We start from the raw sequence: 25,304 nt of genomic DNA, 5'->3' as shown, positions 1-25,304 counted from the left end.
CGACGTTCTCCGTCGACACAGGCCTCCCACATCCGTAGCGGGGACAGGATTTGAACCTGCGACCTCTGGGTTATGAGCCCAGCGAGCTACCGAGCTGCTCCACCCCGCGTCGTGTTCCCTACTTTACGCCCTGGTTTCGGGCGGGCGCAAAGCAGGGTCACTTAGGACGTCGACCTCACCCGCCGGGCTGGCTGGTGGGTGTGGTGCTGGGTGTCGCGCTGGGTGTGGTGGCCGGTTGTGCCTTGGCCGACTGGTAGGCCTTCGCGGCCGCGTCGAGGGCGGCCAGTGCCGCGCCTTGGTCGGCGAAGTTGCCGGATTTCTGGGCGGCTTGGAGTTTGACGATGGCCGACTCGATGTCGGCGGCGGCCCTGTCGAGGGCCGCGTTGCCGCCGCCGGTGTTGGGCGGTGTGGTCGTCGGCGTGGTCGGCGTGGTCGTCGGCTGGCCGGACTGGGGCGGCGTGGTGGTGGCCGCTCCGGTGCCGGTGCCGAAGACCTGGTCGAGGGCTTCCTGGAGGGTCGCGCCGTAGCCGACCTTGGGTCCGTACGAGACGAGGACGCGGGCCAGCTGTGGATAGCTGTTCTGGTTGCGCTGCCGGATGTAGACGGGTTCGACGTAGAGGAACCCTTCGGCGACCGGGAGCGTGATCAGGTTGCCGTAGATCGGGATGACGTTGGGGTTGTTGAACAGGGTCCGGTCTTGCGCGACGCGTGGATCGCTCTGGAACCGGTTCTGGACCTGGACCGGGCCGTCGACCTGGGTGGCTCCGGTGGCCGCGCTGGGTAGCTGGAGGACGCGGATCTTGCCGTAGTCGACCGGGTCGGAGGACACCGACATCCAGGACGCGAGGTACTGGCGTTGGAGGCCGGTGAGCGAGCTGGTCAGCTGGAAGGTCGGCTGGGTCTGGCCCGGGGTGTCCGCGAGGACGTAGTACCCGGGCTGGTTGGCGGCGCCGGCCGCGGCGGGGTTGGCGCCGCCTTCCGCGGTCGGGTCCTGCGGGACGCTCCAGAAGGCCTGCTGGGAGTAGAACTCCTGCGGGTTGCTCACGTGGTAGCGGGACAGGAGCTCGCGCTGGATCTTGAAGAGGTCTTCGGGGTAGCGGAAGTGGGCCCGCAGGTCCTCGGAGATCGCGGAGCTGGGCTTCACGAGTCCGGGGAAGACCTTCTCCCAGGCGTTGAGGACCGGTTCCTTGTCGTCGATCGAATACAGGTTCACGGTGCCGTTGAAGGCGTCGACCGTGGCCTTGACCGAGTTCCGGATGTAGTTGATGGAGCTGTTGCCCTGACGGGCGACGCCGTTGAGGGAGTCGTTGGTGGCCGCGCCGAGCTGCGTCTGCTGCGAGTACGGGAAGTTGTTGATGGTGGTGTAGCCGTCGATGATCCACTGGATCTTGCCGTCGACGACCGCCGGGTACGGGTCGCCGTCGAGGGTCAGCCACGGCGCGACCTTGCTGACGCGGTCGCGCGGGTCGCGGTTGTACATGATCTTCGAGTTGTCGCCGATGGCGTCGGAGAACAGGATGTTCCGTTCGCCGTACTCGGCGGCGAAGGCCAGGCGGTTGAACCAGTTGTCGATCGAGACGCCGCCGGTGCCCTTGTACGTGTAGCGGTCGGTGGCGGTGTCGTACTCGCCGGGCGCGTTGCCCGAGGTGCCGCCGACGATGGCGTAGTCGGAGTCCGCGGCGGACAGCTCGCCGTAGTAGATCCGGGGTTCCTTGACCTCGATGCCGGGGGCGCTCCCGTTGGCGCCGGCGCCGGTCGGGTTCTGGGTGTCGCTGGTGGTGGCGATCGGGTAGCCGCCGTCGGAGTTGGCGTCCTTGACCGCGCGGTCGATCGTGTTGGCCGGCGCGGCGACGAAGCCGTTGCCGTGGGTGTAGACGAGGTGCTTGTTGATCCAGCTGGTCTGGTTGCCGGTCAGGCCCTCGGTCTTGATCTCCTTCGCCGCGACGATGTAGTCCTGCGTGGTGCCGCCGACGGTGTAGCGGTCGATGTCGAGCTTGGCCGGGAAGCCGTAGAAGTTCTCGCGGCCGACGCGCTGGGTGAAGGTGTCGGAGAGGACGTTCGGGTCGAGCAGCCGGATGTTCGACATCGTGCCGGTGTCGGACTTGACCTCGCTCGCGGTCGCGTCGGACTTGCCCGAGTACTGCTGGTACTGGACGTCGGTCAGGCCGAACGCCTTGCGGGTGGCGTCCATGTTGCGCTGGATGGACGTCGCTTCCTTCTCGTTTGCGTTCGGCTTCACCGAGAACTGGTCGAGGATGGCCGGCCAGGCGACGCCGACCAGGATGCTCGACAGGATCAGCAGGACGAGGGCGATGGCCGGCAGCTGCAGGTTGCGCAGGAACGCACCGGCGAAGAACGCGATCGCGCAGATCACCGAGATGCACAGCAGGATCAGCTTCGCGGGCAGGACCGCGTTCAGGTCGGTGTAGGTGGCGCCGATGAACAGCGGCGCGCCCCGGTCGGATAACAGCAGGTTGTACCGGTCGACGAAGTACTCCGCCGCCTTCAGCAGCACGAAGAGGCCGACCGTGATGGCGAGCTGCGCGCGGGTCGGGCCGGCGAGCTGGCCGCCCTTGCCGGCGAGGCGGATGCCGCCGAAGACGTAGTGCGAGATCAGCGCGCCGAAGAAGGAGATGACGACGGTGATGAACAGCCAGCCGAGCAGCCAGTTGAAGAACGGCAGGTCGAAGGCGTAGAAGCCGATGTCGTTGCCGAACTCGGGGTCGGTCTGGCCGAACGAGGTGCCGTTGAGGAACAGCTGCACCACCTGCCAGTCGCTTTGGGCCGACAGCCCGGCGATGAGGCCGGTGAGCACCGGGATGCCGATGCCGAAGAGGCGGATCCGGGCGACGATCGCGGAGCGGTAGCGCGCCAGCGGGTCGTCGGCGCCGGAGATCGGCACGAACACCGGCCGGGAGCGGTAGGCGATCATCAGGCTGATCGCGAGGGCCCCGCCGACGAGCAACCCGACGGCGAAGAAGAGCACGACGCGAGTGACCACCTGGGTGGTGAACACCGATCGCGCGCCGACCTCGCCGAACCACAGCCAGTCGACGTACGTGTCCAGCAGGCGGGCCCCCAGCAACAGCGCGAGCACGATCACCGCGGCGATGATGAGGAGGATCCGGCTGCGCCGGGACAGCTTCGGCAGGCTCACCGGGGGCCGAGTCGCCACGGTGCACGCTCCTGTCTTCGTGAATGCTTGTTACACGGAGACGCGTGCGCCTCCTGATGACCTAACTCTACGGATGCCGCAGGAAGTTCCCGGGACCCGCCCAAACCGGACTCGCGACCGCGTCGCGCGGGGGCGCCTGCCACCATGTGCGCATGAACGAACCGCACCCGGCCGTCCCCGGTGTCGCCGCACTCGCCCGTGAGATCGAGGAGTTCATGGCCGCGGCCGGCTGGGACCAGCCGCCCCAGCTGTTCGCGCTGGTGCCGACGGCGGCCCTGCTCGACGAGCAGCCGGAGCTGGCCGGGCAGCTGGACCGGGCCAACCCGCTGACGCCGGTGGCGCAGGAGGCCCTGCCCGAGGGCGACCTCGCCGAGGCGCTGGGCCGGATCGCCTGGCCCGACCTGGTCATCGGGTGCGCGCTGGCGCAGGAGATCATCGTGCTGCCGCCGGGCTCGGAGTCGGAGCTGCCCGACGTCGCCGAGGCGGACGCGGACAGCCTGCGCCGCGCCGCCGCCGACCACCCCCAGCGGACCGAAGCCCGGCTGGTGGCCGCGGTGCTGCGCGAGGGCGCGCGCTCGTGCGTCATGCGCCTGCGCGGGATCGGCACGGCCGAAGACGGCGACGAGTCCGTCGACGAGATCGTCGAAAGCCCGGACCTGGCCCCGAATCTGATCGAAGCGCTGAAGGCGACACTGATGCCCTGACGGCCGCTGGGTGCCCGGCCGCTCAGCACGACGCGGTCGGCCGTCCCGCCTTGAGGTTGGCCAGCTGGGCGAGCGCGTCGTCCAGTGTGGACACCTTGATGAGGTTCAGCCCGGACGGCGCGGTCGTCTTCGCTTCGGCGCAGTTGTGCTCGGGCACGAGGAAGTCGGTGGCCCCCGCCTCCCGGGCGCCGACGACCTTGAAGGAGATCCCGCCGATCGGGTCGACCTCACCCGTCTCGGTGATCTCGCCGGTGCCGGCGATGTGCCGCCCGGCCGCCAGGTCGCCGGGCCGGAGCCGGTCGATGATCGCCAGGGTGAACATCAGCCCGGCCGACGGGCCGCCGACGTCCTGCAGCGAGATCGTCACGTTGAACGGCGCGTCGGCCCGGTCGACCGCGGTGAGGCCGATGAAGCCCTCCTTGCGGTCGGGGCGCGAGGCGAGGGTGAGCGGCACCGTCCGCTCCGGCTGGCCGTCGGACTGGAAGGTGATCTGGACGGTCTGGCCGGGCAGGGTGCCGGCCAGCGCGGCCCGCACGTCCGCGGCCTCGACGATCTTCTTGTTGTTGACGGTGATCAGCTTGTCGCCGGGGGCCAGCACGTGGTCCGCGGGGCTGCCGGAGACGATCTCCTTCGCCAGCACCTTGACCGGGTAGCCGAGCTTGCGCAGCGCGGCGACCTGGGCGTTGGTCTGCGAGTCCTGCAGCTGCTGGATGTTCTCCTGCTTGACCTGCTCGTTGGTCTCGCCCGGCTTGAAGTACTCCTCGCGCGGCGCCAGCGCGTACCGGCCGCTCGCCCAGAAGCCGAGGCCCTGGAACAGGGTCACGCCGTCGTGCAGGGAGACGGTCGTCATCCGCAGCTCGCCGGTGGTCTGGAAGGTGTCGTGACCGGCGACCTGGATGACCGGGTTGCCCGCCGCGTCGCGACCGAGCGTGTCGTAGGTCGGGCCCGGGCTGATCGCCACGAACGGCACCGGCACGACCGAACCGAGCACCACGAACACCAGGAACAGCGAGCCGCTGACCACGAGCGTCCAGCCCCGGCGGGTCATCCGGCGGGCCTCTCCGGTCCGCTCCGGCGGCGTTTCCGGCGGGGTCGTCGCGGGGGCGGTCTCCTCGGAGGACTTGGTCACGCCCGACAGCGTACGGTGACCGTGTTCGCTTCTCGGTGAAGGCCACGCACATGGGTCCGGTTGACGCGCTTCGGGGCGCCCGACCCGCGTACGGTGGACCCATGAGCAAACCCCCGTTCGGCTTCGGACCTTCCGATCCCGACAAACGAGGTGAGAACGACCCCTCGGAGGGCGGGCAGCAGTCCGGCGCCGAGGCCTTCAACCAGCTCGGTCAGATGCTGAGCCAACTGGGCCAGATGCTCAGTCAGGCCGGTACTTCCAGCGGGCCGGTGAACTACGATCTCGCCAAGCAGATCGCCCTGCAGAACCTGGGCAGCGCCGGCAACACCGGCGAGAGCCGGCTCGGTTTCTCCGGCAGTGACGACTCGAACGCCGCCGTGCGTGACGCGGCCCACCTCGCGGAGATGTGGCTCGACCCGGCGACGTTCCTGCCCGCGGGCGCGACGTCGACGGTCGCCTGGTCGCCGCGCACCTGGGTGGAGAAGACGCTCCCCACGTGGCAGCGGCTCTGCGACCCGGTCGCCCAGCGGATCTCGGGCGCCTGGATGGAGGCGCTGCCCGAGGAGGCCAAGCAGGCCGCCGGCCCGTTGATGCAGATGATGGGGCAGATGGGCGGGATGGCCTTCGGCTCCCAGCTCGGCAACGCGCTGGCGCAGCTCGCGTCGGAGATGCTGACGTCCTCCGAGATCGGCCTCCCGCTGGCACCTCCGGGGACATCGGCGCTGCTGCCGGCGAACATCGAGAAGTTCGCCGAAGGCCTGGAGCTGCCGAACAGCGAGATCCTCGTCTTCCTGGCCGCCCGCGAGGCGGCCCACCAGCGGCTCTTCACGCACGTGCCGTGGCTGCGCCAGCGGCTGCTGGCGACGGTCGAGGAGTTCGCCCACGGGATCTCGGTCGACACGTCGGCGCTGGAGTCCCTGGCCGGCCAGATCGACCCGTCGAACCCGGCGAGCATCGAAGAGGCCATGTCGTCCGGGCTGCTGGAGCCGCAGACGACGGAGGAGCAGAAGGGCGCGCTGAACCGCCTGGAGACGTTGCTCGCCCTGGTCGAGGGCTGGGTCGACGTGGTCGTGGCCGAGGCCGTCGGTGATCGGCTGCCGGGCGCGGACGCCCTGCGCGAGACCCTGCGCCGCCGCCGCGCGACCGGTGGTCCGGCCGAGCAGACGTTCGCCACCCTGGTGGGCTTGGAGCTGCGCCCCCGCCGCATGCGAGCGGCGTCGACGCTGTGGAACATGGTGGGTGAGCAGCACGGCATCGAGAAGCGCGACGCCCTGTGGTCCCACCCGGACCTGATGCCGACGGCCGAGGACCTCGACGAGCCCCTGGACTTCTCGGCCCGAGTCGGCCAGAGCGGCACAGCGGACGACCTGGACCCGATGGCCGAGCTGGAGCGCACGGAGCGCGAAGAGCGAGAAAAGGCCGAGCCCCCGTCCACAGACACCGACACCGACACCCCAGACGACAAAAGCTGAGCTTCACACCAGACCGGGCGCCCCGCACCAGCGAGGCGCCCGGTTCTGCATCCAGCCTCACGCCCCATCGCGTCGCCCCAAATCACCCGTGTCGACCCCCCAATCACGCGAGCCGACCCTCCAATCACACGAGTCGACCTCCCAGTCACACGTGTCGACCCTCCAATCACGCGAGTCGACCTCCCAGTCACGCGAGTCGACCCCCCCCTAAGCACGCGAGCCGACCCTCCGAGTGCACGAGCCGACCCTCCAGGTTACGCGAGTCGTCCGCCCAAGTACGCGAGTCGACCCCTCAGGTACGCGAACCCACCGCCCAGGCACGCCGGCCGAACGTCCGAGCAGGGAAACCGACCCCTCCAAGCCTCGAGTTCGCCAACCCGACCGCCGCCACGCCCCCAACGTCAACCGGGGTGACCCGCACCTGCGGATCACCCCGGTTCCGTCCGAAACCGTCACGCGGTCAGTCCTCGGTGGAGATCCCCCACCCGGCGGCCGCCGACAGTCCTTCCAGGTACCCCATCGCGCGCTCCGCTTTCGGGTACCGCTGCACCAACGCCCAGAACGCCGCGTCGTGCCCGGGCTCGCGCAGGTGCGCCAGCTCGTGCACCAGGACGTAGTCCAGGACCCACGGCGGGACCTTCCGCAGCCGGTCGCTGACCCGGATGGTCGCGTCGACCGGCGTGCAGGACGCCCACCGCGTGCGCATCGGCGGCACCCAGCGGACGCTCGCCGGCACCGCGGTGCCGCCCAGGTACTTGCCCGACAGCTGCGCGCAGCGCGCCAGCAGGGCTTCGTCCGACGCCTTCGGGGACGCCGGCCGACGTGGTTCCGAGCGCTGCAGCTTGCGCTCCATCTCGGCGACCCAGTGTTTCTCCTCCGCCCTCGTCATCCGCGCCGGGATGAGCACGACGAGCGTGTCGTCGTTCCAGTACGCGGTGACCGTCCGGTGCCGGCGCTGGCTGCGCCGCACTTCGACCTTGTGTTCGGGTGTGTCCGACGAGGGGTTCTCGTCCCCTCGGCTCCTCAGTGAGGGCATCCGTGCTTCGACCACTCGACAACGGTAAGGCCACCCACCGACAACTCCGAGCTTCTTAAGGTCACAGACCCGAGTTATCCACAACTACCTCCACTTGTGGACAACTCGGCCGTTCCGGGTCCTTCCGAGGTCCGAGGGTCGCCGGTGGATGCGATTCTGCGGACATGCTGCTCTCCCCCGCGGACATGCCACCGGTCCCGCTGCCCGCCTTTCCGGCCCTGCTCCCGGGCCTGACCGTGCTGGAACGCGGCCCGGACGAGATCCAGATCGGCCTCGACCCGCGCCACGGCGTGGCCATCGAAGGCCTGCCCCCGAACCTCGTCACGCGGTTGCGGCTGCTCGACGGCCGGGCGCCCGTCGAGCGGATCCTGCTCGCCGAGAGCGAACACCGTGATCAGCTGCGCACGCTCCTGCTCCAGCTGACCGCCCTCGGCCTGGTCACCGAGGCCGGCGCGCCCGACAGCGCCGTGCTCCGCGGCGAGATCGGCCTGTGGTCGCTACGGGCACGTCACCACCAGGCCGCGCTGGCCGACCGACGGCGCGCGACGGCGATCTCGGTCCAGGGTGACGGCCGCGTGGCGGTCGCCGTGGCGGTCCTGCTGGCCAACGCCGGGATCGGGCACATCGAGCCGCGTTTGCCCGGCGCGGTGACCGAGCACGACCTCGGCTCCGGCTTCACCGAGGCGGACCTGGGCCGGCCGCGGCGCCACGCGCTCGCCGACCTGATCCGCCGGATCGACGCGCGGGTGCGCGTCACGCGGCTCCACGACCGCTACCCCGACCTGGTGCTGCTCACCGACGCCATCGTGCCCGCGCCCGAGGTCGTCGCCGAGCTGATGGACGACGGCGTGCCCCACCTGGCGGTCCGCGTCCGCGACGGGACCGGCATCGTCGGGCCGCTGGTGGTGCCGGGCCGAAGTTCGTGCCTGCGCTGCGCCGACCTGCACCGGACCGATCTCGACCCGTGCTGGCCACGCGTCGCCGGCCAGCTCGCCGGGCGGCACCAGCGGCCCGACCTCGGCGCGGTCCAGGCGTGCGCGTCGCTGGCCGTCGCGCAGTCCATGCGGCTGCTCTCCCCCGCCGAGCTGGCGCCGCCGTCGTGGAACGCGACCCTCGAGATCGACGCCTTCGACGGCCGCATCCGCCACCGCGGCTGGCCGCCGCACCCGAGGTGCGGGTGCGGTCCACCCGCGGCGCAACAGGAGACGTAGGCCACTAAGACGCCGCGAGCAGGCTGCGCGCGGACGCGTGCGCAAGGCAGAATCGACGAGGTGACCGACTTCCGCGACGCCGCCGATCGTGACACCGCGATGCCGAGCAAGGGTGCGGCCCGCACCGCCAAGCTCGCCAGCCTCCCGCTCGGGATGGCCGGACGGGCGGTCAGCGGCTGGGGCAAGCGGCTGGCCGGCCAGAGCGCGGAGCAGGTGAACGCCACGCTGTCGGCCAAGGCCGCCGAGCAGCTGTTCGAGGTGCTCGGCACGCTCAAGGGCGGGGCCATGAAGTTCGGCCAGGCGCTGAGCGTGTTCGAGGCCGCGGTGCCGGACGACATGGCGAAGCCCTACCGCGAGGCGCTGACGAAGTTGCAGGCCGCGGCCCCGCCGATGGCGGCCCGGCAGACCCACCGGGTCCTCGCCGAGCAGCTGGGCCGGACCTGGGCCGGCCGCTTCACCTCGTTCGACGACGAGCCGGCGGCGGCCGCGAGCATCGGCCAGGTGCACCGCGCGGTCTGGCACGACGGCCGCGAGGTCGCCGTCAAGGTCCAGTACCCGGGGGCCGACGAGGCGCTGCGCAGTGACCTGCGGCAGCTGCAGCGGTTCAGCAGGCTGTTCCAGGCGTTCGTGCCCGGCACCGAGGTGAAGCCGTTGCTGGCCGAGCTGGCCGCGCGGATGAACGAGGAGCTCGACTACCAGGCCGAGGCCCAGCACCAGCGGGCTTTCGCGAAGGCGTTCGACGGCGACCCCGGCATCCTGGTGCCGCGCGTCGTCGCCAGCGCGCCGAAGGTCGTCGTGACGGAGTGGGTCACCGGCACACCGCTGTCGAAGGTGATCGCCGACGGCGACCGCGAGACGCGGAACCTGGCCGGCCAGCTGCTGGCGGAGTTCCACTACTCGTCGCCCGAGCGCGTCCACCTGCTGCACTCGGACCCGCACCCGGGCAACTTCATGATCACCCCGGACGACCGGTTGTGCGTCATCGACTTCGGCGGCGTCGCGCGGCTGCCCGAGGGCATCCCCCGCCACCTGGGCGAGATGACCCGGCTGGCCCTCGACGGCGAGTCCACCGAGCTGATGCGCCTGCTGCGGGAGAACCGGTTCATCCGGCCGGACAGCGACCTGACCGCGGACGAGGTGCTCCGTTACCTGGCGCCGTTCACCGAGCCGCTGGCCGAGCCGACGTTCCACTTCACGCGCAAGTGGATGCAACGGCAGGCGTGGCGGGTCGGCGACAGCCGCGGCAACGACTTCAAGGTCGGCCGCTCGCTCAACCTGCCGCCCGAGTACCTGATGATCCACCGGGTCACCGCGGGCTCGACGGGCATCCTCTGCCAGCTCGACGCGGAGATCCCGGCGCGGGGCATCGTGGAGCGCTGGCAGGCCGGTTTCGCCGGCTGAGTTGTCCACAGGCCGGGCCGCGAACGGGCGGATTCCGGCGAGTTGTCCACAGCTCGGGGAAACGGGGTTCCACCCGGTTGGCGGAGCGTTCATGCTCGATGCATGACCGCTACGCATCGCACCGATCCGCTCGCCCTCGGTAACTCCGGCACCGGCGAAGTGATGAACCTCGAACAGCTACGCAGGGCCGGGGTGTCCGATCGAAGAACCCGGCGGCTCTGCGGCCCCGGCGGGCCGTGGCGCCGCCTGCACCCCGGTGTCGTCCTGCTGCGCAACACCACGCCGACGCGGCAGCACCTGCTGCACGCCGCGATCGCGCGCTACGGGTCGAAGGTGGTGATCAGCGGCGCCGACGCCCTGCGGGCCCACGGCGTGAAGTGCCCGGCGACCGGCGAGATCGAGCTGCTGGTGCCCGACTACTGCCGTGTCATGGCGAAGGCGGGGATCCACGCGACCCGGACGTCCCGGTTGCCGGACCCGGTGCTGGTGGACGGCCTGCCGTTCGCCCCACCGGCCCGCGCGGCGCTCGACCTGGCACGGGCGGAACCCGACCCGGCGCAGATCCGGCAGCTGCTGACGCTGCCGCTCTACTGGGGACTATGCGACCGCCAGCAGCTGCTGGCGGAGCTCGAGGCGGGCCCACAGCGCGGCTCGTCGGCGGTCCGCAAGGTCCTGCGCCGTCTGGACGAAGGCCCGATCCGCGCGCACGGCCTGGCGGCGCGAGTACTGGACACGGCCCTGCTCCCACCGCCGAGCTGGGACGTCACGATCTGCGACCGCCGAGGCCGCCGCATAGGCGAGGCCGACGCGTGGTGGGACGAGATCGGCTTGGCCTGGCAGTACCGCTGCGGCCCCAGCTCCACGGGCGGCTTCACCCACCTGGCCCTGGCGGCCACGGGAATCATCCTGGTCCGCTGCACGGTCCGGCAGTTACGCCAGGTCCCCCGCGACGTGGCGAAGGAGCTGGTCCAGGCCTACGGCGAAGCATCAAGAACACCACGCCCCCGAGTCCGGGCACTGACCACACCACTGACCGGAGACGCAGCATGAACCGGGCATCCGCACCCGCTCGGGACACGCCCCGAGCCCCAGCCTCGCTCGACCGCGCGGCGCAAACCGGGCCAAGGCATCCGCGCCACTCGAGACACGCCCGCGAGCCCAGCACAACTCCAGCCTCGACCGACGACGCGGCACAAGCTGGCCAGAGGCATCGGCGCCGTTCGGGAACACTGCCCTCGTCCCAGCCACCTGCCCGGCCCTTATCGACGACACCGCACAAGCCGACCGAAGGGCATCCGCACCAGGCGCCGAACCGCGGACGAGTCAGATCCTGCTTCAGTCTTCGGTCGTCGGATCGGCAGGTCGGGTGCGCAGGCAGCGCGGCGAGCGCGGCTACGCAGCGGGGCGCGACCCGGCAGCGCGGCGAGCGCGGCTGCGCAGCGGGGCGCGACCCGGCAGCGCGGCTGCGCGGCGGGCGCAGGCATCGCGGCAGCGAAGCCGAGGCCACGCTTGCCGACCTGCTCGTTGATGATCTTCTCTGGCCCGGCGAAAGCGCATGGGCTCGTCACGCTGACCGGCCGATCGTCAGCGCGACTCAGCCAGCCGCCGAGTCGGCCGCTGCTGAACAGCACCAACCCAACAGCCGACTCCCGCGGAGGAACCTCGTGATCACCAGTACTCGTCCGGCAGCTTGCCCTCGATGTCGCGCACATGCTGCCGCGCGCAGTCCGGGCACAGCCACCGCAGCGTGCCGCGCTCGCGGGTGGACACCCAGGCGAGCGCCGTAGCCGGGTCGTCGTCGGCGCCGCGGGTGCGCCCGCAGCGTGTGCACGCGGCCGGCTCCGGCGCGCTCATCGGGACCGTCCACTGTGGATCGCCTTGGCGCCCAGCACGTACAAGTCCGTACGGCTGCCTAGGAAGTCCGGGCCAGCGGGGTCAGTGAGGGCGGCGATCGTCGCGCGGTCGTCGGCGTCGAGGCGGTCGCCCGCCGACCCGGCGAGCCAGCCGACGCGGTGCACCACGTACTCGCGCAACAGGTCCGAGCCGGGCATCGGGTGGTCGATGAGCGCGCCGAACGACTCGACGTCCTCGAGCCCGGCCTCGCGAAGCGCGCGCGGCCAGCCGTAGGGCATGGCGACGCTGCCCGCGATGCCGGCCCGCATCCCGGCGAACCACTCGGCCCGCGCGGCGAGCAGCCGATGCTCCAGCCCGGGCCGTCCGATTCCGAGATCCCAAGGGAGACAACGCATTTCGAGCCCGCCTTCGGAAATGGCGAGCACCGCACCCGGCCGCAGCAACCCGGCCAGGGTCCGCAACGCGGCCTGCTGATCGCCGACGTGGTGCACCACCCCGGACGCCCACACGAGGTCGGCGGCCGGCACCCGGTCGGCCAGCCGAGGGTCGGCGAGGTCACCGTGCACGCCGACGACCTCGACGTTCTCACCGGCGACCGTGGCCACAGCCCGCTGCGCTTCGGCGAGCAACGCGGGTGTGGCGTCGAGCAGCACGACGGTGCCCCCATCACCAAGGGCCAGCTCACGCGCGAAGTGCACGCTCATCCCGCCGGCCCCACACCCGACATCGACCACGGTCGGCCGACCAGCCGACCCGGAAAGGAGCCGCCGCGCGACGGGCGCGAGTGCCTCGGCATCGAGGGCGTCGGCCATGCGCAGCTGGGCGAGGCGGTCCGCCCAGTCGATGTCGTCGTGGGTGTGTCCGGGCATCACCCCATTCAACACCGCCACCCGGTAGAAAGGCGCGCTCGAACAACCAGACACCAACCAGACGAGGCGGGGCGGGGGCGGGGGCGGGGGCCCCAGGGGATCGTGTCTCCCCACTGATCAGCGCCCGACCCCACCCGCACCGGCGACCATCGGCGGGCGCAAGCCGTCGCCGGTGCGAGCGTGATGAGGGCGCGCCGAAGGCCGGCCCCGCGGCGTCGACAAACCAGAGCCAGCCGACACAACCACACGCAACCCCATTGACCTGCACAAACCCAGGCAGGCCCCTGCCGCCGTCGGGGCGGCAGGGGCCTGCTCTCAGCTCTGGTTCTCGTACCGCTCCGCGCGCTGGGCCGCCCATCTGGCTACTCGGCTCCACCGGCGGATGGCACGGGCGCTACCTCGGGCCCGCTGGGTGCGGATGCCCTCCTCCAGATCCCGTATTCGGGCCCTGGACAGTTCTTCGTAAAGCAACATCTCGCTGATCTCCTCGATCTCGGTCTTCGTCAACTGCAGGTGCACGCGTTTGCGCGCTTCGTGGTCCCTTGTGGTGATCGGTTCGACGCTCATGCGGCGGCGCTCCGGTGCTCGCCGCTCTTGGCGGCGACGGGCTCGACGGTGGTGTTCTTGCGCGGACGGCCACGGGGCCGCTTGCGCGCGATCACGACGCCGCGCTCGAAGATCTCGCCACCCCAGACGCCCCACGGCTCACGCCGGGCCAGTGCGCCGGCCAGGCAGGCCTCGCGAACCGGGCAGTCGGCGCAGGACGCCTTGGCGCGCTCGAGCTCGGCCGGGGACTCGGCGAACCAGAGGTCCGCGTCGCCCGAGCGGCAGGGCAGAGCCACGTCCGGGACGGTGACGGGGTCGAGCAGGTCGGCGAATATTGCCTCACCCGCGGTGTAGGCGATGGCCGAAGACATGTGGGTTCCTCCTGGTGTCGTACGGGTTTCGGTTTTGGGCGTGGAGCTGGGCAATGCTGTTCCTCTTGGGTTGTGCAGCCAAAAACACGAAGGCCGCGGATCCGGGTTTTCCGGTTCCGCGGCCTTCGTGAGCCTCAGTGTCCTGACTGGGTCAGGAACTTCGCTCCCGTATCGACAACGGAACACGGAACTGCTTGATGGTCGGCAGATCGGCCTGCGGGTACGCGGCGAGAACGCCCTCGGTCCCGAAGACGACGACATCGCCGGTGGTCCAGCCCCGCATGACGCGACGCGTGCCACGGATCTCGTGCGCGCTCACGGGCAGACCGGTGCCCGGGCGCTGTGCAGCCGCGACTTCCGCGGCGCAGGACAGACGGGTGCCCGGGTTCGTGAGCGTCAGATTGATGGTCATTTCACCGGCACCTCCTTCGTCTGTACTCTGCACACGCGGCCGCGGAGCGGCACTTCACGTGGATCCCCAGCCGAGCCCTTCGGGCTCGGTACTGGCAGGTTATTGCCCCCCACCACACCGGGGCAACTTAATTACGGGGAAATCCTCGAAGATACGAAGATCGCCCCTGAGCAGCGGGTTCGCCGCGTGGATCATGGTCCGAACGCGGTCAAGACCTCATCAGGACCGCCGTCAGGACCCCATCGACGCGCGGACGACGCCGAGGATCTCCGTGCCGAAGCGTTCGAGCTTGGTCGCGCCGATCCCGGAGATCGACACCAGCGCCGACTCGTCGACCGGGCGCTGCTCGGCGACGGCCATCAGCGTCGCGTCGGTGAACACGACGAACGGCGGCACCTTCAGCTCCCGGGCCCGGTCCGCGCGCCAGGACTTCAACCGCTCCAACAGGTTCTCGTCCACCGACGACGGGCAGCGACCGCAGCGGCCGAGCTTGACGTCGAGGGTTTCCAGCAGCGGCCCGCCGCACACCCGGCAGCGCGTCTTCACCGGCGCGGCCTGCTTCTGCTGCGACCGCGCGGCCCGGGCCGCCGGGTGGTCCTCCGGGATCAGGCCGTAGAGGAACCGGCTGCGACGGCGGTTGCGGCGCGCGCCCGGCGTGCGGGCCAGCGCCCACGACAGCCACAGGTGCTCGCGGGCCCGCGTGACGCCGACGTAGAACAGCCGCCGCTCCTCCTCGATCGCCGCCTCGTCGTTGTCGGCGTGCAGGATCGGCACGGTGCCCTCGGCGAGGCCGACGAGGAACACCGCGTCCCATTCGAGGCCCTTCGCCGCGTGCAGCGACGCGAGCGTCACGCCCTCGACCGTCGGCGGGTGCTGCGCCGCGGCGCGCTGCTCCAGCTCGGTGTTGAAGCGCGGCAGGTCGGCGTCGGCGACCGTCGAGGCGAGCTCCTCGGCCAGCTCGACGATCGCCAGGAGCGCGTCCCACCGCTCCTTCGCGGCGCCACCGGCGGGCGGCGACTCGGTGAGGCCGACGCGGGAGAGCACCGAGCGCACGGTCGTGACCAGGTCGGAGCTGCCGTCGCCGCTCGCGGTCCGCAGCGCGGACATCGCCTGCCGGACCTCGGCCCGGTTGAAGAACCGTTCGCCGCCGCGGACCAGGTACGGGATGCCGGCCTCGGCGAGCGCCGACTCGTAGGCCTCGGACTGGGCGTTGACGCGGTAGAGCACCGCGATCTCGCTCGCCGCGACGCCGCCGTCCAGCAGCTCGCGCACGCGCCGCGCGACGGCACCGGCCTCGACGTGCTCGTCGTCGAACTCGGCGAAGCGCGGCTGCGGGCCGGACGGGCGCTGGCCGATCAGCTTGAGCCGTGAGCCCGCCGGCCGGCCGCGGGCGGCGCCGATCACCTGGTTCGCCAGCGCGACGACCTCGGGCGTGGACCGGTAGTCGCGTTCGAGCCGGACGACCGTCGCCTCCGGGAAGCGCCGGGTGAACTCCAGCAGCGACCGCGGCGACGCGCCGCCGAAGGAGTAGATGGTCTGGTTGGCGTCGCCGACCACCGTCAGGTCGTCACGGCCGCCGAGCCACGCGTCGAGCAGGCGCTGCTGCAGCGGCGTGACGTCCTGGTACTCGTCGACGACGAAGCAGCGGTAGCGGTCGCGGAACTCCTCGGCGACGACGCCGTGCTCCTCGAGCACCGCCGTCGTGTGCAGCAGCAGGTCGTCGAAGTCGAGCACCTGCGCGGTGTTCTTCAGCTCTTCGTAGTTGCGGTAGACCTCGGCGACCTGGGCGGCCGGGGCGGGGATGTCCCGCTGGGCGCGCGCGGTGACGGCCGGGTAGTCGTCCGGGCTGATCAGCGACGCCTTCGCCCACTCGATCTCGCTCGCCAGGTCGCGCAGGATCTCGATCTCGGTGCCGAGCTTGGCCCGGGTCGCGGCCTGGCCGACGTAGCGGAACTTGTTCTCGAGCAGGTCCCACGGCTGGCCGCCGACCACGCGTGGCCAGAAGTAACGCAGCTGACGGCGGGCGGCGGCGTGGAACGTCAGCGCCTGCGCGGCGTCGACGCCGAGGCCGCGCAGCCGGGCGCGCATCTCCCCCGCGGCGCGCGTCGTGAACGTGACGGCAAGCACCTGACCAGCGGAAACGTGCCCGGACATGACGAGGTGGGCGATGCGGTGGGTGATCGTGCGGGTCTTGCCCGTGCCGGCGCCGGCCAGGACGCAGACCGGCCCCCTCGGGGCACTGGCGGCGGCGCGCTGCTCGGGGTCGAGACCATCGAGCAGACGGGTGCGGCTCTTCGGGGAAAGTACGCCAGTCACGTCCCGCATCCTCGCAGAGGGGGACGGGGAATCCGGGCAGGGGCACGCGGCCGTATCCTGGTCAGATGGCGGGACAGCAGGACAAGGAAGCGGCCAAGCGGGCCAAGAAGGAGAAGCGCGCGGCGAGCAAGGCCCGGCGTGGCCAGCTCTTCGAAGCCTTCAAGATGCAGCGCAAGGAAGACCCTTGGCTCATCCCCTGGATGGTCGGCTCGATCGTCGTCGTCGCGGGTGTGGCCTTCGGGATCGGCTTCTTCTTCGACTCCCAGTGGGTGTTGCTCCCGCTGGGCATCATCCTCGGCGCGCTGCTCGCCATGATCATCTTCGGCCGGCGAGTCCAGAAGACGGTCTACTCGAAGGCCGACGGCCAGCCCGGCGCGGCGGCGTGGGCGCTCGAGAACCTCCGCGGCAAGTGGAAGGTGACGCCGACCGTCGCCGCGACGACCCAGCTCGACGCCGTGCACCGGGTGCTCGGCGGCCCGGGTGTGGTGCTCGTCGCCGAGGGCGCGCAGCACCGCGTGAAGACGCTGCTCGCTCAGGAGAAGAAGCGCGTCTCCCGGCTGATCGGCGACACCCCGATCTACGACGTCACGATCGGCCACGAAGAGGGCCAGATCCCGCTCAAGAAGCTCCAGGGCTTCCTGATGAAGCTGCCCCGCAACCTCAAGCCGGCCCAGGTCGACGCCCTCGAGGCGAAGCTGGCCGCACTCGGCAACCGCGGCGCGGCGATGCCCAAGGGCCCGATGCCCGCCGGCGCGAAGATGCGCAACGTCCAGCGCACGATCCGCCGCCGCTGACCCGAGCCCGCGCAGACGACGAAGGCCCCGTCCGGTGGACGGGGCCTTTCTCGTACGGGGGTGCCGGGGCAGCAGGTTTCGGCGGCGGGTTTCGGATGGGACACCCCTGGGGCCGCCGATGGTGCAGTGCCGACGCCGACCGATACCGGGGGACGCCCTCCGGGAGCGCCGCTCGGGCCAAGCGGGCCGATGCCGGACGCAGCCGAGACCACCCAGTCGGCCGATGTCGGGCCGACCGGGCCGGGGCCGCCGGCAGGGCCGGTCGACCAGCCGGCGTCCGCTGCGGCTGTCGGGCGGCTGTGTGGTCGGCGCAGCTGGATCCAGTAGGCCGTCCGATGCGACTGTCCGGCGGCCGCGTGGTCAGCGCAGCTGCCGCTGCGGCTTTCCGGCGCGCGGTCAGCGCAGCCGGATGACGACGGTGCCCGTCAGCCGGTCCAGCCAGCTGCGGCCGTCGGCGTTGCGGACGGCCGCCGGGATGATCACGAACGTGAGGACCGCGCGGACCAGCGCCCGCAGCGGGCCGACCAGGGCGGCGCCGTCGAGACGGGCCACCCGGATGCCCACCACGCCCATCCCGGGGGTGAACCCGAAGAAGCCGGCGGACACGACGGAGATGACCGCCCAGACGCCGCCGGACCACAGGTTGAAGTTCTGCATGGCGACCGGGTCCTGCAGGTCGGGGTGCACGAAGATGGCCGTGACCAGGGCCGCGACCACGAGGTCGGCGAGCAGCCCGAGCAGCCGGGTCCCGCCGCTCGCCGCCGAGCCGACGCCGGATTCGGGCAGACCGAACTTCTCGCCCGGCCAGCGCGCGCCGTCCTGATCAGTACTCTGGCCACCGTCACCCGTGCCGGGCAGCCATTCTCCGGTCCATCTCGCCACCCGTCCAGGGTATGCCGGTGGCGCGGACCACATCCGACCTGGTCGGATACCCGGTATCCACCCACCCGTTAACACCGGCGAAACATACGGGTGACGGTCGGGCAACACCGCGCTTTTAGCGTGAGCCGAAGAGAGCACTGCCGCACGAGCTCGAACGAGAAGGAGTCACCGAGGGTGCCCACTACTCCAGACGACATTCAGCGCCTCATCACGGACGAGGACGTCGAAGTCATCGACGTCCGGTTCTGTGACCTGCCCGGCGTGATGCAGCACTTCACGGTCCCGGCGAAGGCCTTCACCGAAGAGGCTTACGAAGAGGGACTCGCGTTCGACGGCTCCTCGGTGCGCGGTTTCCAGTCGATCCACGAATCGGACATGCTGCTGCTGCCGGACCCCGAGACGGCGCGCATCGACCCGTTCCGCAAGGCGAAGACGCTCTCGCTGAACTTCTTCGTGCACGACCCGTTCACCCGTGAGGCGTACAGCCGCGACCCGCGCAACATCGCGCGCAAGGCCGAGCAGTACATCGCGGAGTACGGCGTCGCCGACAACGTGTACTTCGGCCCCGAAGCCGAGTTCTACATCTTCGACTCGGTCCGCTTCGACTCCGCCGAGCACGCCTCGTTCCACGAGATCGACTCCGTCGAGGGCTGGTGGAACACCGGTACCGAAGAGGTCGGTGGCAACCAGGGCTACAAGACGAAGTTCAAGGGCGGCTACTTCCCCGTCCCGCCGGTCGACCACTTCGCCGACCTGCGCGACGACATCGTCCGCGCGCTGCAGGGCTCCGGTTTCGAGATCGAGCGCGCGCACCACGAGGTGGGCACCGCCGGCCAGACCGAGATCAACTACAAGTACAACACGCTGCTGCACGCGGCGGACGACTTGCAGCTGTTCAAGTACATCGTGAAGAACACCGTGTTCGCCGCGGGCAAGACCGCGACGTTCATGCCGAAGCCGCTCGCCGGCGACAACGGCTCGGGCATGCACTGCCACCAGTCGCTGTGGAAGGACGGCACGCCGCTGTTCCACGACGAGTCCGGTTACGCGGGCCTGTCCGACACGGCGCGCCACTACATCGGCGGCCTGCTCAAGCACGCCCCGAGCCTGCTGGCCTTCACGAACCCGACGGTGAACTCCTACCACCGCCTGGTCCCGGGCTTCGAGGCCCCGGTTTCGCTGGTCTACTCGCAGCGCAACCGCTCGGCCTGCGTCCGCATCCCGATCACGGGCAACAACCCGAAGGCCAAGCGCGCCGAGTTCCGCTGCCCGGACTCCTCGGGCAACCCGTACCTGGCGTTCTCGGCGATGATGATGGCCGGGCTCGACGGCATCAAGAACAAGATCGAGCCGGCGGACCCGATCGACAAGGACCTCTACGAGCTCCCGCCGGAAGAGGCCAAGAACGTCAAGCTGGTCCCGGGCGACCTGGGCACGGTCCTCGACACGCTGGAAGCCGACCACGACTACCTGCTCGAGGGCGGCGTGTTCACGCCGGACGTGATCGAGACGTGGGTCTCGTACAAGCGCGAAAACGAGATCGACCCGCTGCGCCTGCGCCCGCACCCGTACGAGTTCGCCCTGTACTACGACGTGTGATCCGCTGACGCGTCCCTTGGGCACGCCGGCGGCGAGGAGCGGAAACGCCCTCGCCGCCGGCGTTTCTCGTCTACGGGGTCAGTCGCCTTCGGCCGTCGACAGCAGCTTCAGGTCCGCGCCCGCCTCGGCGAAACGGCCTCGGGGGTCCGTCGCCAGCTTGCGGCGCTCCAGGTCCATCAGGCCCAGCGTGCACGTGATCTCCGCGGCCAGCGTGCCGTCGGCCTTGTAGATGGTCGAGTCCATCGAGAACGTCTTGCCGCTGCCGAACTTCGCGTCGCACGTCACGTCGACCACGTCGCCCGCGCGGATCTCCCTGCGGAACACGATGTGGGACTCCAGGAGCACCGCCGCGAAGCCCTCGACGCCGTTGAGTGCGCCCGCCTGCTCCAGCAGCTCGAGCCGTGAAACCTCGCCGTACGAGTGGTAGACGGCGTGGTTGAGGTGGCCCAGGGTGTCCAGCTCGTAGTGGCGGACCTTGATCCGGGTCCGGAACGGCTCTCGATCGGTCACGCGCCCCACCTTAATCAGCCTCGTAGAACAGGTGCTCCACCACCGTGTGCGCGCGGCGCGTGATCCGGCGGTACGTGTCGAGGAACTCACCGGGGTCGTCCGCCGCGGTCTGGCCGAGCACCCGCGCCACCGCGACCAGGTCGCGGCCCGAGCTGGGGACCTCGTCGACGGCCTTGCCGCGCACCAGCATCCCGGCGTTGCGCACCCGCGTCGCCAGCAGCCACGCCTCGGTCAGCTCGGCCGCTTCGGACTGCTCGGCCAGGCCCGCGCCGGGGAGCAGCGCCAGTGCGTCCAGCGTCGACGTCGTCCGCAGCTCGGGAACGGCGTGGGCGTGCTGCAGCTGCAGGAGCTGCACCGTCCACTCGACGTCGGCGAGGCCGCCGCGGCCGAGCTTCGTGTGCCGCGTCGGGTCCGCGCCCTTCGGCATCCGCTCGGTCTCGACGCGCGCCTTGATCCGGCGGATCTCGCGGGCCTTCGTCGCGTCCAGGCCGCCCTCGGGGTAGCGGATCGGGTCGATCATCGCGATGAACCGCTGCCCGAGGTCGTCGTCGCCGGCGATGAAACGGGCCCGCAGCAACGCTTGCGCCTCCCACACCTCGCCCCAGCGCGCGTAGTAGGCGCGGTAGGACTCCAGCGTCCGCACCAGCGGGCCGCTGCGCCCCTCCGGCCGCAGGTCGGCGTCGACGACCAGCGCCGGGTCCGGGCTCGGCGCGCCCAGCATCTTCCGGACCGTCTCCGCGACCGACGACGCGAACTTCACGGCGTCGGAGTCCGAGACGCCTTCATTCGCTTCGCACACGAAGAGCACGTCGGCGTCGGAGCCGTAGCCGAGTTCGGCGCCGCCGAGCCGGCCCATGCCGATGACGGCGATCCGCGCCGGCGTCCGGCCCAGCTCGGCCTGGCGCTGCCGGAACGCGGCGGCCAGCGCGCCCTGCAGCACCGCGACCCAGACACTGGACAGCGCCGCGCACACGGCCCGGACGTCGAGCAGGCCCAGCAGATCCGCGCACGCCACGCGCAGCAGTTCGTGCCGCCGCAGCGAACGCGCCGCCGTGACCGCGGGGTTCAACCCGGGCTGACGCCGGACGGCCGCCCGCAGCGACGTCGCCACGTCGGCCGGCGTGCGGCCCAGCAGCCGCGCCGGGTCGCCGAGCAGCTGCAGCACCTCGGGCGCGCGGACCAGCAGGTCGGGCACCAGCCTCGACGTGCCGAGCAGGATGGCCAGCCGTTCGACGACCGTGCCTTCGTCGCGCAGCACCCGCAGGTACCAGGGCGTGTCTTCCAGCGCCTCGGAAACCTTGCGGTACGACAGCAGCCCGCCGTCCGGGTCGGGGGTGTCGGCGAGCAGGTCGAGCAGCACGGGCAGTAGCGCCTGCTGGATCGCGGCGCGCCGGGAAACGCCCGAAGTGAGCGCCTTGATGTGCTGGAGCGCGCCGTCGGGCGCGGTGTAGCCGAGCGCGGCCAGGCGGCTGGCGGCCTGCTTGGTCGTCAGCCGCAGCGCCTCGGTCGGCACGTTCGCGACCGACTGCAGCAGCGGCCGGTAGAAGATCTTTTCGTGCAGCCGCCGGATGCCCTTGCCGTGCTTGCGGAACTCCGCCAGCAGCGCTTCGCCCTCGCTCTTGCCACCGGTCGGTTTCACGCCGCTCGCGCGAGCGAGGATCCGCAGCTCGTCGGTGTCGGACGTCGCGGGGAACAGGTGCGTCCGGCGCATCCGCCGCAGCTGCAGCCGGTGCTCCAGCATCCGCAGGAACTCATACGACGCGCCCAGCTCGGCCGCGTCCTTCCGGCCCACGTAACCGCCTTCGCCGAGCGCCGCGAGCGCGTCCATCGTGGACGGCGACCGCAGCTCGTCGTCGACCCGGCCGTGCACGAGCTGCAGCAGCTGCACCGCGAACTCGACGTCACGCAGGCCGCCGCGGCCCAGCTTGAGCTCGCGCTCGGCGTGCTCGGACGGCACGTGCCCCTCGACCCGGCGGCGCATCTGCTGCACCTCGGCGACGAAGTTGTCCCGGTCGGCCGCCGACCACACCAGCGGCGCCACCATCTCGGCGTACTGCCGCCCGAGCTCGGCGTCGCCGGCGACCGGGCGGGCCTTGAGCAGCGCCTGGAACTCCCAGGTCTTGGCCCACTTGAGGTAGTAGCTCTGGTGGCCTTCGAGGGTGCGGACGAGCGCGCCGGCCTTGCCTTCCGGGCGCAGCGCCGCGTCGACCTCGAAGCACGCGTTCCCGGTGACGCGCATCGTCGTGCTCGCCAGCCGCGTCGCGACGCCGAGGTCGCCCGCGCCGACGAAGATGACGTCGACATCGCTGACGTAGTTGAGTTCCCGGCCGCCGCACTTGCCCATCGCGATGATCGCGAACGTGTCGTCGGCTGAGGCGCCGACCTCGGCCTCGGCGACCACGAGCCCGGCGGCGAGCGCGGCCTCGGCCAGCTCGGTCAGCTGCGCGGCGACCTCGGCGTAGCGTGGCTGCTCGAGCCCGCTCTCGACGAGGTGCCCCAGGTCCGCGGCGGCGATGCCGAGCAGCAGGCTGCGGTAGGCGACCTTGAGCGTCTGCTCCGCCTCGAGCTTGGTGATCACGGTGCCGTCTTCACGCACGAGCGCCGTGCGCAGGGCTTCGCGGTAGCCGGCGGGGTTCGTGCTCTTCTTGCCGGTGAGCGAGTGCCACTGCGCGGGGTTCGCGCACAGGAAGTCGGCCAGTGCGGTCGACGTCCCCAGCACACCGAGGAGCCGGCCGCGGAACGTCCGGTTCTCACGGAGCTGCTCTTCGAGCTGTGCCCACTCTTCGCCGTCGGCCTCGCGGATGCGGTCAAGTCCCCGCAGCGCGAGATCGGGATCGGCGGCGCGGGACAACGCCGAGAGGACGTCGGACGCCGCGGCGACCGGGCCGGCGTCGTCCCACCAGCCGGCCGCGCGCAACTGACCCTCGGCACGGGCGTCGGTGAAGCCGTACCTCGCCGCCGAAGCGGTCGTTCGCGCGCGGTCTGCCATCACGAACCACCGTAGCCGCAACGGCCTCGTGATTCCGGCTCAGGCGGCCAGGCGTCCCGGCTCGGTGTCGGCCGGCGTCGGCTCGGGGACCTGGAAGCTGTGCGCGGTGACGGGGTGGCGGCGCGAGAGCAGCCAGATCCCGGCACCCACACTGATTCCGACCACGCCGACGGCGATGGTGCCCGCGCTGCCGAGCGAAGCGATCTTGCCCGAGACCGCGCCGACGATCGCGGCCGCGGGCAGGGTGAACAGCCAGGCGACGACCATCCGGCCCGCCATCCGCCAGCGGACCGGCGCCTCGCGGCGGCCGACGCCGGAGCCGACGATGCCGCCGGAGCACACGTGCGTCGTCGACAGCGGGAAACCCAGCCGCGACGAGACCAGGATGACGAGCGCGGAGCTCGTCTGGGCGGCGAAGCCCTGCGGGCCCTCGATGTCGGTCAGGCCCTTGCCGAGGGTGTGCGTGATGCGCCAGCCGCCGAGGTAGGTGCCCGCGGCCAGCGCGCAGGCGGCGCTGATGATCACCCACACGGGCGGAGCGGCACCGGGCGGGAGGCTACCGGCGGTGACCAGCGTGAGCGTGATCACGCCCATCGTCTTCTGCGCGTCGTTCGTACCGTGGGCCAGCGAAACCAGCGACGCCGAGACGATCTGGCCGACCTTGAACCCGCGCGTGGCCGGCCGGTTCCGGACCAGGAAGCGGTAGACCAGGTACGTCCCGACCAGGGCCACGAGGCCGGCGATGACCGGCGACGCGGCCGCCGGCAGCAGGACCTTCTCGACGATCTTTCCGAAGTGGACCGAGTCCGCGCCCGCCGAAACCCAGGTGGCGCCGACCAAGCCGCCGAACAGCGCGTGCGACGAGCTCGACGGGAGCCCGACGAACCACGTCACGAGGTTCCAGACGATCGCGCCGATCAGCCCGCCGAACACGATCGACGGGCCGATCTTCGTGTCGTCCACCAGGCCGCTGGAGATCGTCTTGGCGACCTCGACCGACAGGAACGCGCCGACCAGGTTCAGCACCGCGGAGATCGCGACGGCCACCCGGGGCTTGAGGGCCCCGGTGGCGATCGACGTCGCCATCGAGTTCGCGGTGTCGTGGAACCCGTTCGTGAAGTCGAAGACCAATGCGGTGACGACCACGATGACGACCAGCAACGAGGGGTCCACCCCGACCTCCGAACCCTTGTGGGGACTTAACCGCAAGGTACCTGACGAGGGACGCGGGTTGTTAACAGCCCGTTGCCGATTGTGACGCTGTCCGTTAAGCCAGCGGTAACGAGCGTTGACTGTCGGCGGCGGGCTGGAGCTCCCCGGACGCCAATCGGACGAACCGCTGCGCGAACGGCCGCCACGTCTCGGCGATGTCGTTGTGCACGGTGATCAACTTGTCGTGGTCGAGCGCTCCCGGGCGGGCCAGCTCCGCCATTTCGGGCTCATCCACGGCCCAGCTCTCGACGACCTCGGGCGTCGTCTCGATGTGGAACTGGACACCGTAGACACACCGGTTGAACCGGAAAGCCTGGAACTGGTAGCGCGGAGCGGATGCGAGCAGTTCGGCGCCGGGCGGGAGCCGGGTGATCGAGTCGTTGTGGAACTGCAGGACGTCCTGCATGAGCGGCAGCTCGGCGAAGAGCGGGTCGGTCCACGCCGCGTCCTTCTTCGAGACGAGGTGCGGGCCGATCTCCGGCCCGTCGCGCCCGACCTCGACGCGGCCCCCGGTCGCGACGGTCAGCAGCTGGGCGCCGAGGCAGATCCCCAGCGTCGGGAGCTGCCTCGACGCCGCCTTCGCCAGCAGGCGTCGCACGTCGGCGAGCCACGGGTGCTTCGCGTCGTCCTCCGCACCCATGTTGCCGCCGAGGCAGACGACGCCGGCGTAGCCGTCGAGATCGGCAGGCAGGTCCTGCCCGGGCGGGAGCCGGACGTCGAGGTCCGCGCCGGCCTCGGTCAGCCAGTCACCGAGGGGACCGAGCGGGTCCGAGACGTCCGGCTGGATGATCAGCAGTCGTGTCACGCCTTCCAGGGTAGGTG

General features: G+C 71.0%; 21 protein-coding genes and 1 tRNA gene. 7 read left to right on the top strand and 15 right to left on the bottom strand.

The window, feature by feature from the left end; all coding sequences use genetic code 11:
* Window positions 1-35 precede the first annotated feature (35 nt).
* Together OHS58_RS43745 and OHS58_RS43740 are read right to left on the bottom strand one after the other, a co-directional pair.
* A tRNA-Met gene (locus tag OHS58_RS43745) sits at window positions 36-109 on the bottom strand.
* 66 nt (window positions 110-175) lie between these two features.
* Window positions 176-3,175, bottom strand: a complete 3,000-nt coding sequence (locus OHS58_RS43740; protein WP_326946453.1) for a UPF0182 family protein — start codon at window positions 3,173-3,175, stop codon at window positions 176-178.
* Between the two features lie 152 nt (window positions 3,176-3,327).
* Between OHS58_RS43740 and OHS58_RS43735 the strand changes: the two genes are divergently transcribed.
* On the top strand, window positions 3,328-3,879 hold the full coding sequence (locus tag OHS58_RS43735) for a PPA1309 family protein (protein WP_326946452.1): 552 nt from the start codon (window positions 3,328-3,330) through the stop codon (window positions 3,877-3,879).
* A gap of 22 nt (window positions 3,880-3,901) precedes the next feature.
* On the opposite strand, the gene OHS58_RS43730 is transcribed toward OHS58_RS43735, so the two are convergent.
* The gene (locus tag OHS58_RS43730; protein WP_328646183.1) at window positions 3,902-5,008 is read right to left on the bottom strand and encodes a YlbL family protein; all 1,107 of its coding nucleotides are present in this window, start codon (window positions 5,006-5,008) and stop codon (window positions 3,902-3,904) included.
* Between the two features lie 101 nt (window positions 5,009-5,109).
* Here OHS58_RS43730 and OHS58_RS43725 point away from each other — a divergent pair, with 101 nt between their 5' ends.
* Window positions 5,110-6,480, top strand: coding sequence for a zinc-dependent metalloprotease (locus tag OHS58_RS43725; RefSeq protein ID WP_326946450.1), 1,371 nt, complete (start codon window positions 5,110-5,112; stop codon window positions 6,478-6,480).
* Between the two features lie 460 nt (window positions 6,481-6,940).
* On the opposite strand, the gene OHS58_RS43720 is transcribed toward OHS58_RS43725, so the two are convergent.
* Complete coding sequence (locus tag OHS58_RS43720) at window positions 6,941-7,450, bottom strand: M48 metallopeptidase family protein (RefSeq protein ID WP_326946449.1); 510 nt, start codon at window positions 7,448-7,450, stop codon at window positions 6,941-6,943.
* A 230-nt stretch (window positions 7,451-7,680) separates the two neighbouring features.
* On the opposite strand from OHS58_RS43720, the gene OHS58_RS43715 reads away from it, so the two are divergent.
* The 3 genes from OHS58_RS43715 to OHS58_RS43705 all read left to right on the top strand — a co-directional run bounded on the left by OHS58_RS43715 (window position 7,681) and on the right by OHS58_RS43705 (window position 11,178).
* Window positions 7,681-8,727: a hypothetical protein gene (locus OHS58_RS43715; RefSeq protein ID WP_326946448.1), complete on the top strand. Its 1,047-nt coding sequence runs from the start codon at window positions 7,681-7,683 to the stop codon at window positions 8,725-8,727.
* A gap of 60 nt (window positions 8,728-8,787) precedes the next feature.
* Window positions 8,788-10,128, top strand: coding sequence for an ABC1 kinase family protein (locus OHS58_RS43710; RefSeq protein WP_328646182.1), 1,341 nt, complete (start codon window positions 8,788-8,790; stop codon window positions 10,126-10,128).
* Window positions 10,129-10,290: 162 nt separating this feature from the next.
* The gene (locus OHS58_RS43705; RefSeq protein ID WP_328649951.1) at window positions 10,291-11,178 is read left to right on the top strand and encodes a hypothetical protein; all 888 of its coding nucleotides are present in this window, start codon (window positions 10,291-10,293) and stop codon (window positions 11,176-11,178) included.
* A 618-nt stretch (window positions 11,179-11,796) separates the two neighbouring features.
* Here the strand turns inward: OHS58_RS43705 and OHS58_RS43700 are convergent.
* The 6 genes from OHS58_RS43700 to OHS58_RS43675 form a co-directional block, all read right to left on the bottom strand.
* On the bottom strand, window positions 11,797-11,982 hold the full coding sequence (locus tag OHS58_RS43700) for a hypothetical protein (RefSeq protein WP_247061260.1): 186 nt from the start codon (window positions 11,980-11,982) through the stop codon (window positions 11,797-11,799).
* The gene (locus tag OHS58_RS43695) at window positions 11,979-12,851 is read right to left on the bottom strand and encodes a class I SAM-dependent methyltransferase (RefSeq protein WP_328646181.1); all 873 of its coding nucleotides are present in this window, start codon (window positions 12,849-12,851) and stop codon (window positions 11,979-11,981) included. The genes OHS58_RS43700 and OHS58_RS43695 overlap by 4 nt, the downstream gene beginning before the upstream one ends.
* 315 nt (window positions 12,852-13,166) lie before the next feature.
* Window positions 13,167-13,418 (bottom strand): hypothetical protein, encoded by a 252-nt coding sequence (locus tag OHS58_RS43690; RefSeq protein WP_247061256.1) that lies wholly within the window; start codon window positions 13,416-13,418, stop codon window positions 13,167-13,169.
* The gene (locus tag OHS58_RS43685) at window positions 13,415-13,768 is read right to left on the bottom strand and encodes a WhiB family transcriptional regulator (RefSeq protein WP_326946444.1); all 354 of its coding nucleotides are present in this window, start codon (window positions 13,766-13,768) and stop codon (window positions 13,415-13,417) included. Before OHS58_RS43685 ends, OHS58_RS43690 begins: the two co-directional genes overlap by 4 nt.
* A 151-nt stretch (window positions 13,769-13,919) precedes the next feature.
* The gene (locus OHS58_RS43680) at window positions 13,920-14,180 is read right to left on the bottom strand and encodes a hypothetical protein (protein ID WP_247061252.1); all 261 of its coding nucleotides are present in this window, start codon (window positions 14,178-14,180) and stop codon (window positions 13,920-13,922) included.
* Window positions 14,181-14,411: 231 nt separating this feature from the next.
* Window positions 14,412-16,505: an ATP-dependent DNA helicase UvrD2 gene (locus OHS58_RS43675; RefSeq protein WP_328646180.1), complete on the bottom strand. Its 2,094-nt coding sequence runs from the start codon at window positions 16,503-16,505 to the stop codon at window positions 14,412-14,414.
* Window positions 16,506-16,561: 56 nt separating this feature from the next.
* Between OHS58_RS43675 and OHS58_RS43670 the strand changes: the two genes are divergently transcribed.
* On the top strand, window positions 16,562-17,290 hold the full coding sequence (locus OHS58_RS43670) for a DUF4191 domain-containing protein (RefSeq protein ID WP_328646179.1): 729 nt from the start codon (window positions 16,562-16,564) through the stop codon (window positions 17,288-17,290).
* A gap of 396 nt (window positions 17,291-17,686) precedes the next feature.
* On the opposite strand, the gene OHS58_RS43665 is transcribed toward OHS58_RS43670, so the two are convergent.
* Window positions 17,687-18,076, bottom strand: a complete 390-nt coding sequence (locus OHS58_RS43665; protein ID WP_326951781.1) for an RDD family protein — start codon at window positions 18,074-18,076, stop codon at window positions 17,687-17,689.
* 270 nt (window positions 18,077-18,346) lie between these two features.
* Between OHS58_RS43665 and glnA the strand changes: the two genes are divergently transcribed.
* Window positions 18,347-19,771, top strand: coding sequence for a type I glutamate--ammonia ligase (glnA, locus tag OHS58_RS43660; RefSeq protein WP_247061245.1), 1,425 nt, complete (start codon window positions 18,347-18,349; stop codon window positions 19,769-19,771).
* Between the two features lie 78 nt (window positions 19,772-19,849).
* Here glnA and OHS58_RS43655 read toward each other — a convergent pair whose 3' ends face one another.
* The 4 genes from OHS58_RS43655 to OHS58_RS43640 form a co-directional block, all read right to left on the bottom strand.
* A complete protein-coding gene (locus tag OHS58_RS43655) occupies window positions 19,850-20,281 on the bottom strand; it encodes an acyl-CoA thioesterase (protein WP_328646178.1) in 432 nt (143 codons plus the stop codon).
* A 10-nt stretch (window positions 20,282-20,291) separates the two neighbouring features.
* Window positions 20,292-23,270, bottom strand: coding sequence for a bifunctional [glutamine synthetase] adenylyltransferase/[glutamine synthetase]-adenylyl-L-tyrosine phosphorylase (locus tag OHS58_RS43650; protein ID WP_326955757.1), 2,979 nt, complete (start codon window positions 23,268-23,270; stop codon window positions 20,292-20,294).
* Window positions 23,271-23,309: 39 nt separating this feature from the next.
* Entirely contained in the window at window positions 23,310-24,443 is a 1,134-nt protein-coding gene (locus OHS58_RS43645) for an inorganic phosphate transporter (protein WP_328646177.1), read from the bottom strand.
* A gap of 94 nt (window positions 24,444-24,537) precedes the next feature.
* Window positions 24,538-25,287 carry a type 1 glutamine amidotransferase gene (locus tag OHS58_RS43640; RefSeq protein WP_328646176.1) on the bottom strand — a complete coding sequence of 250 codons (750 nt, stop codon included), beginning with the start codon at window positions 25,285-25,287 and terminating at the stop codon, window positions 24,538-24,540.
* Between the last annotated feature and the right edge of the window lie 17 nt (window positions 25,288-25,304).

The sequence above is a fragment of the Amycolatopsis sp. NBC_00348 genome (assembly GCF_036114655.1).
Taxonomy (GTDB): Bacteria; Actinomycetota; Actinomycetes; order Mycobacteriales; family Pseudonocardiaceae; genus Amycolatopsis.
Note: the sequence above shows the minus strand (reverse complement) of the source record. Positions and strands in the feature narration are given on the sequence as shown.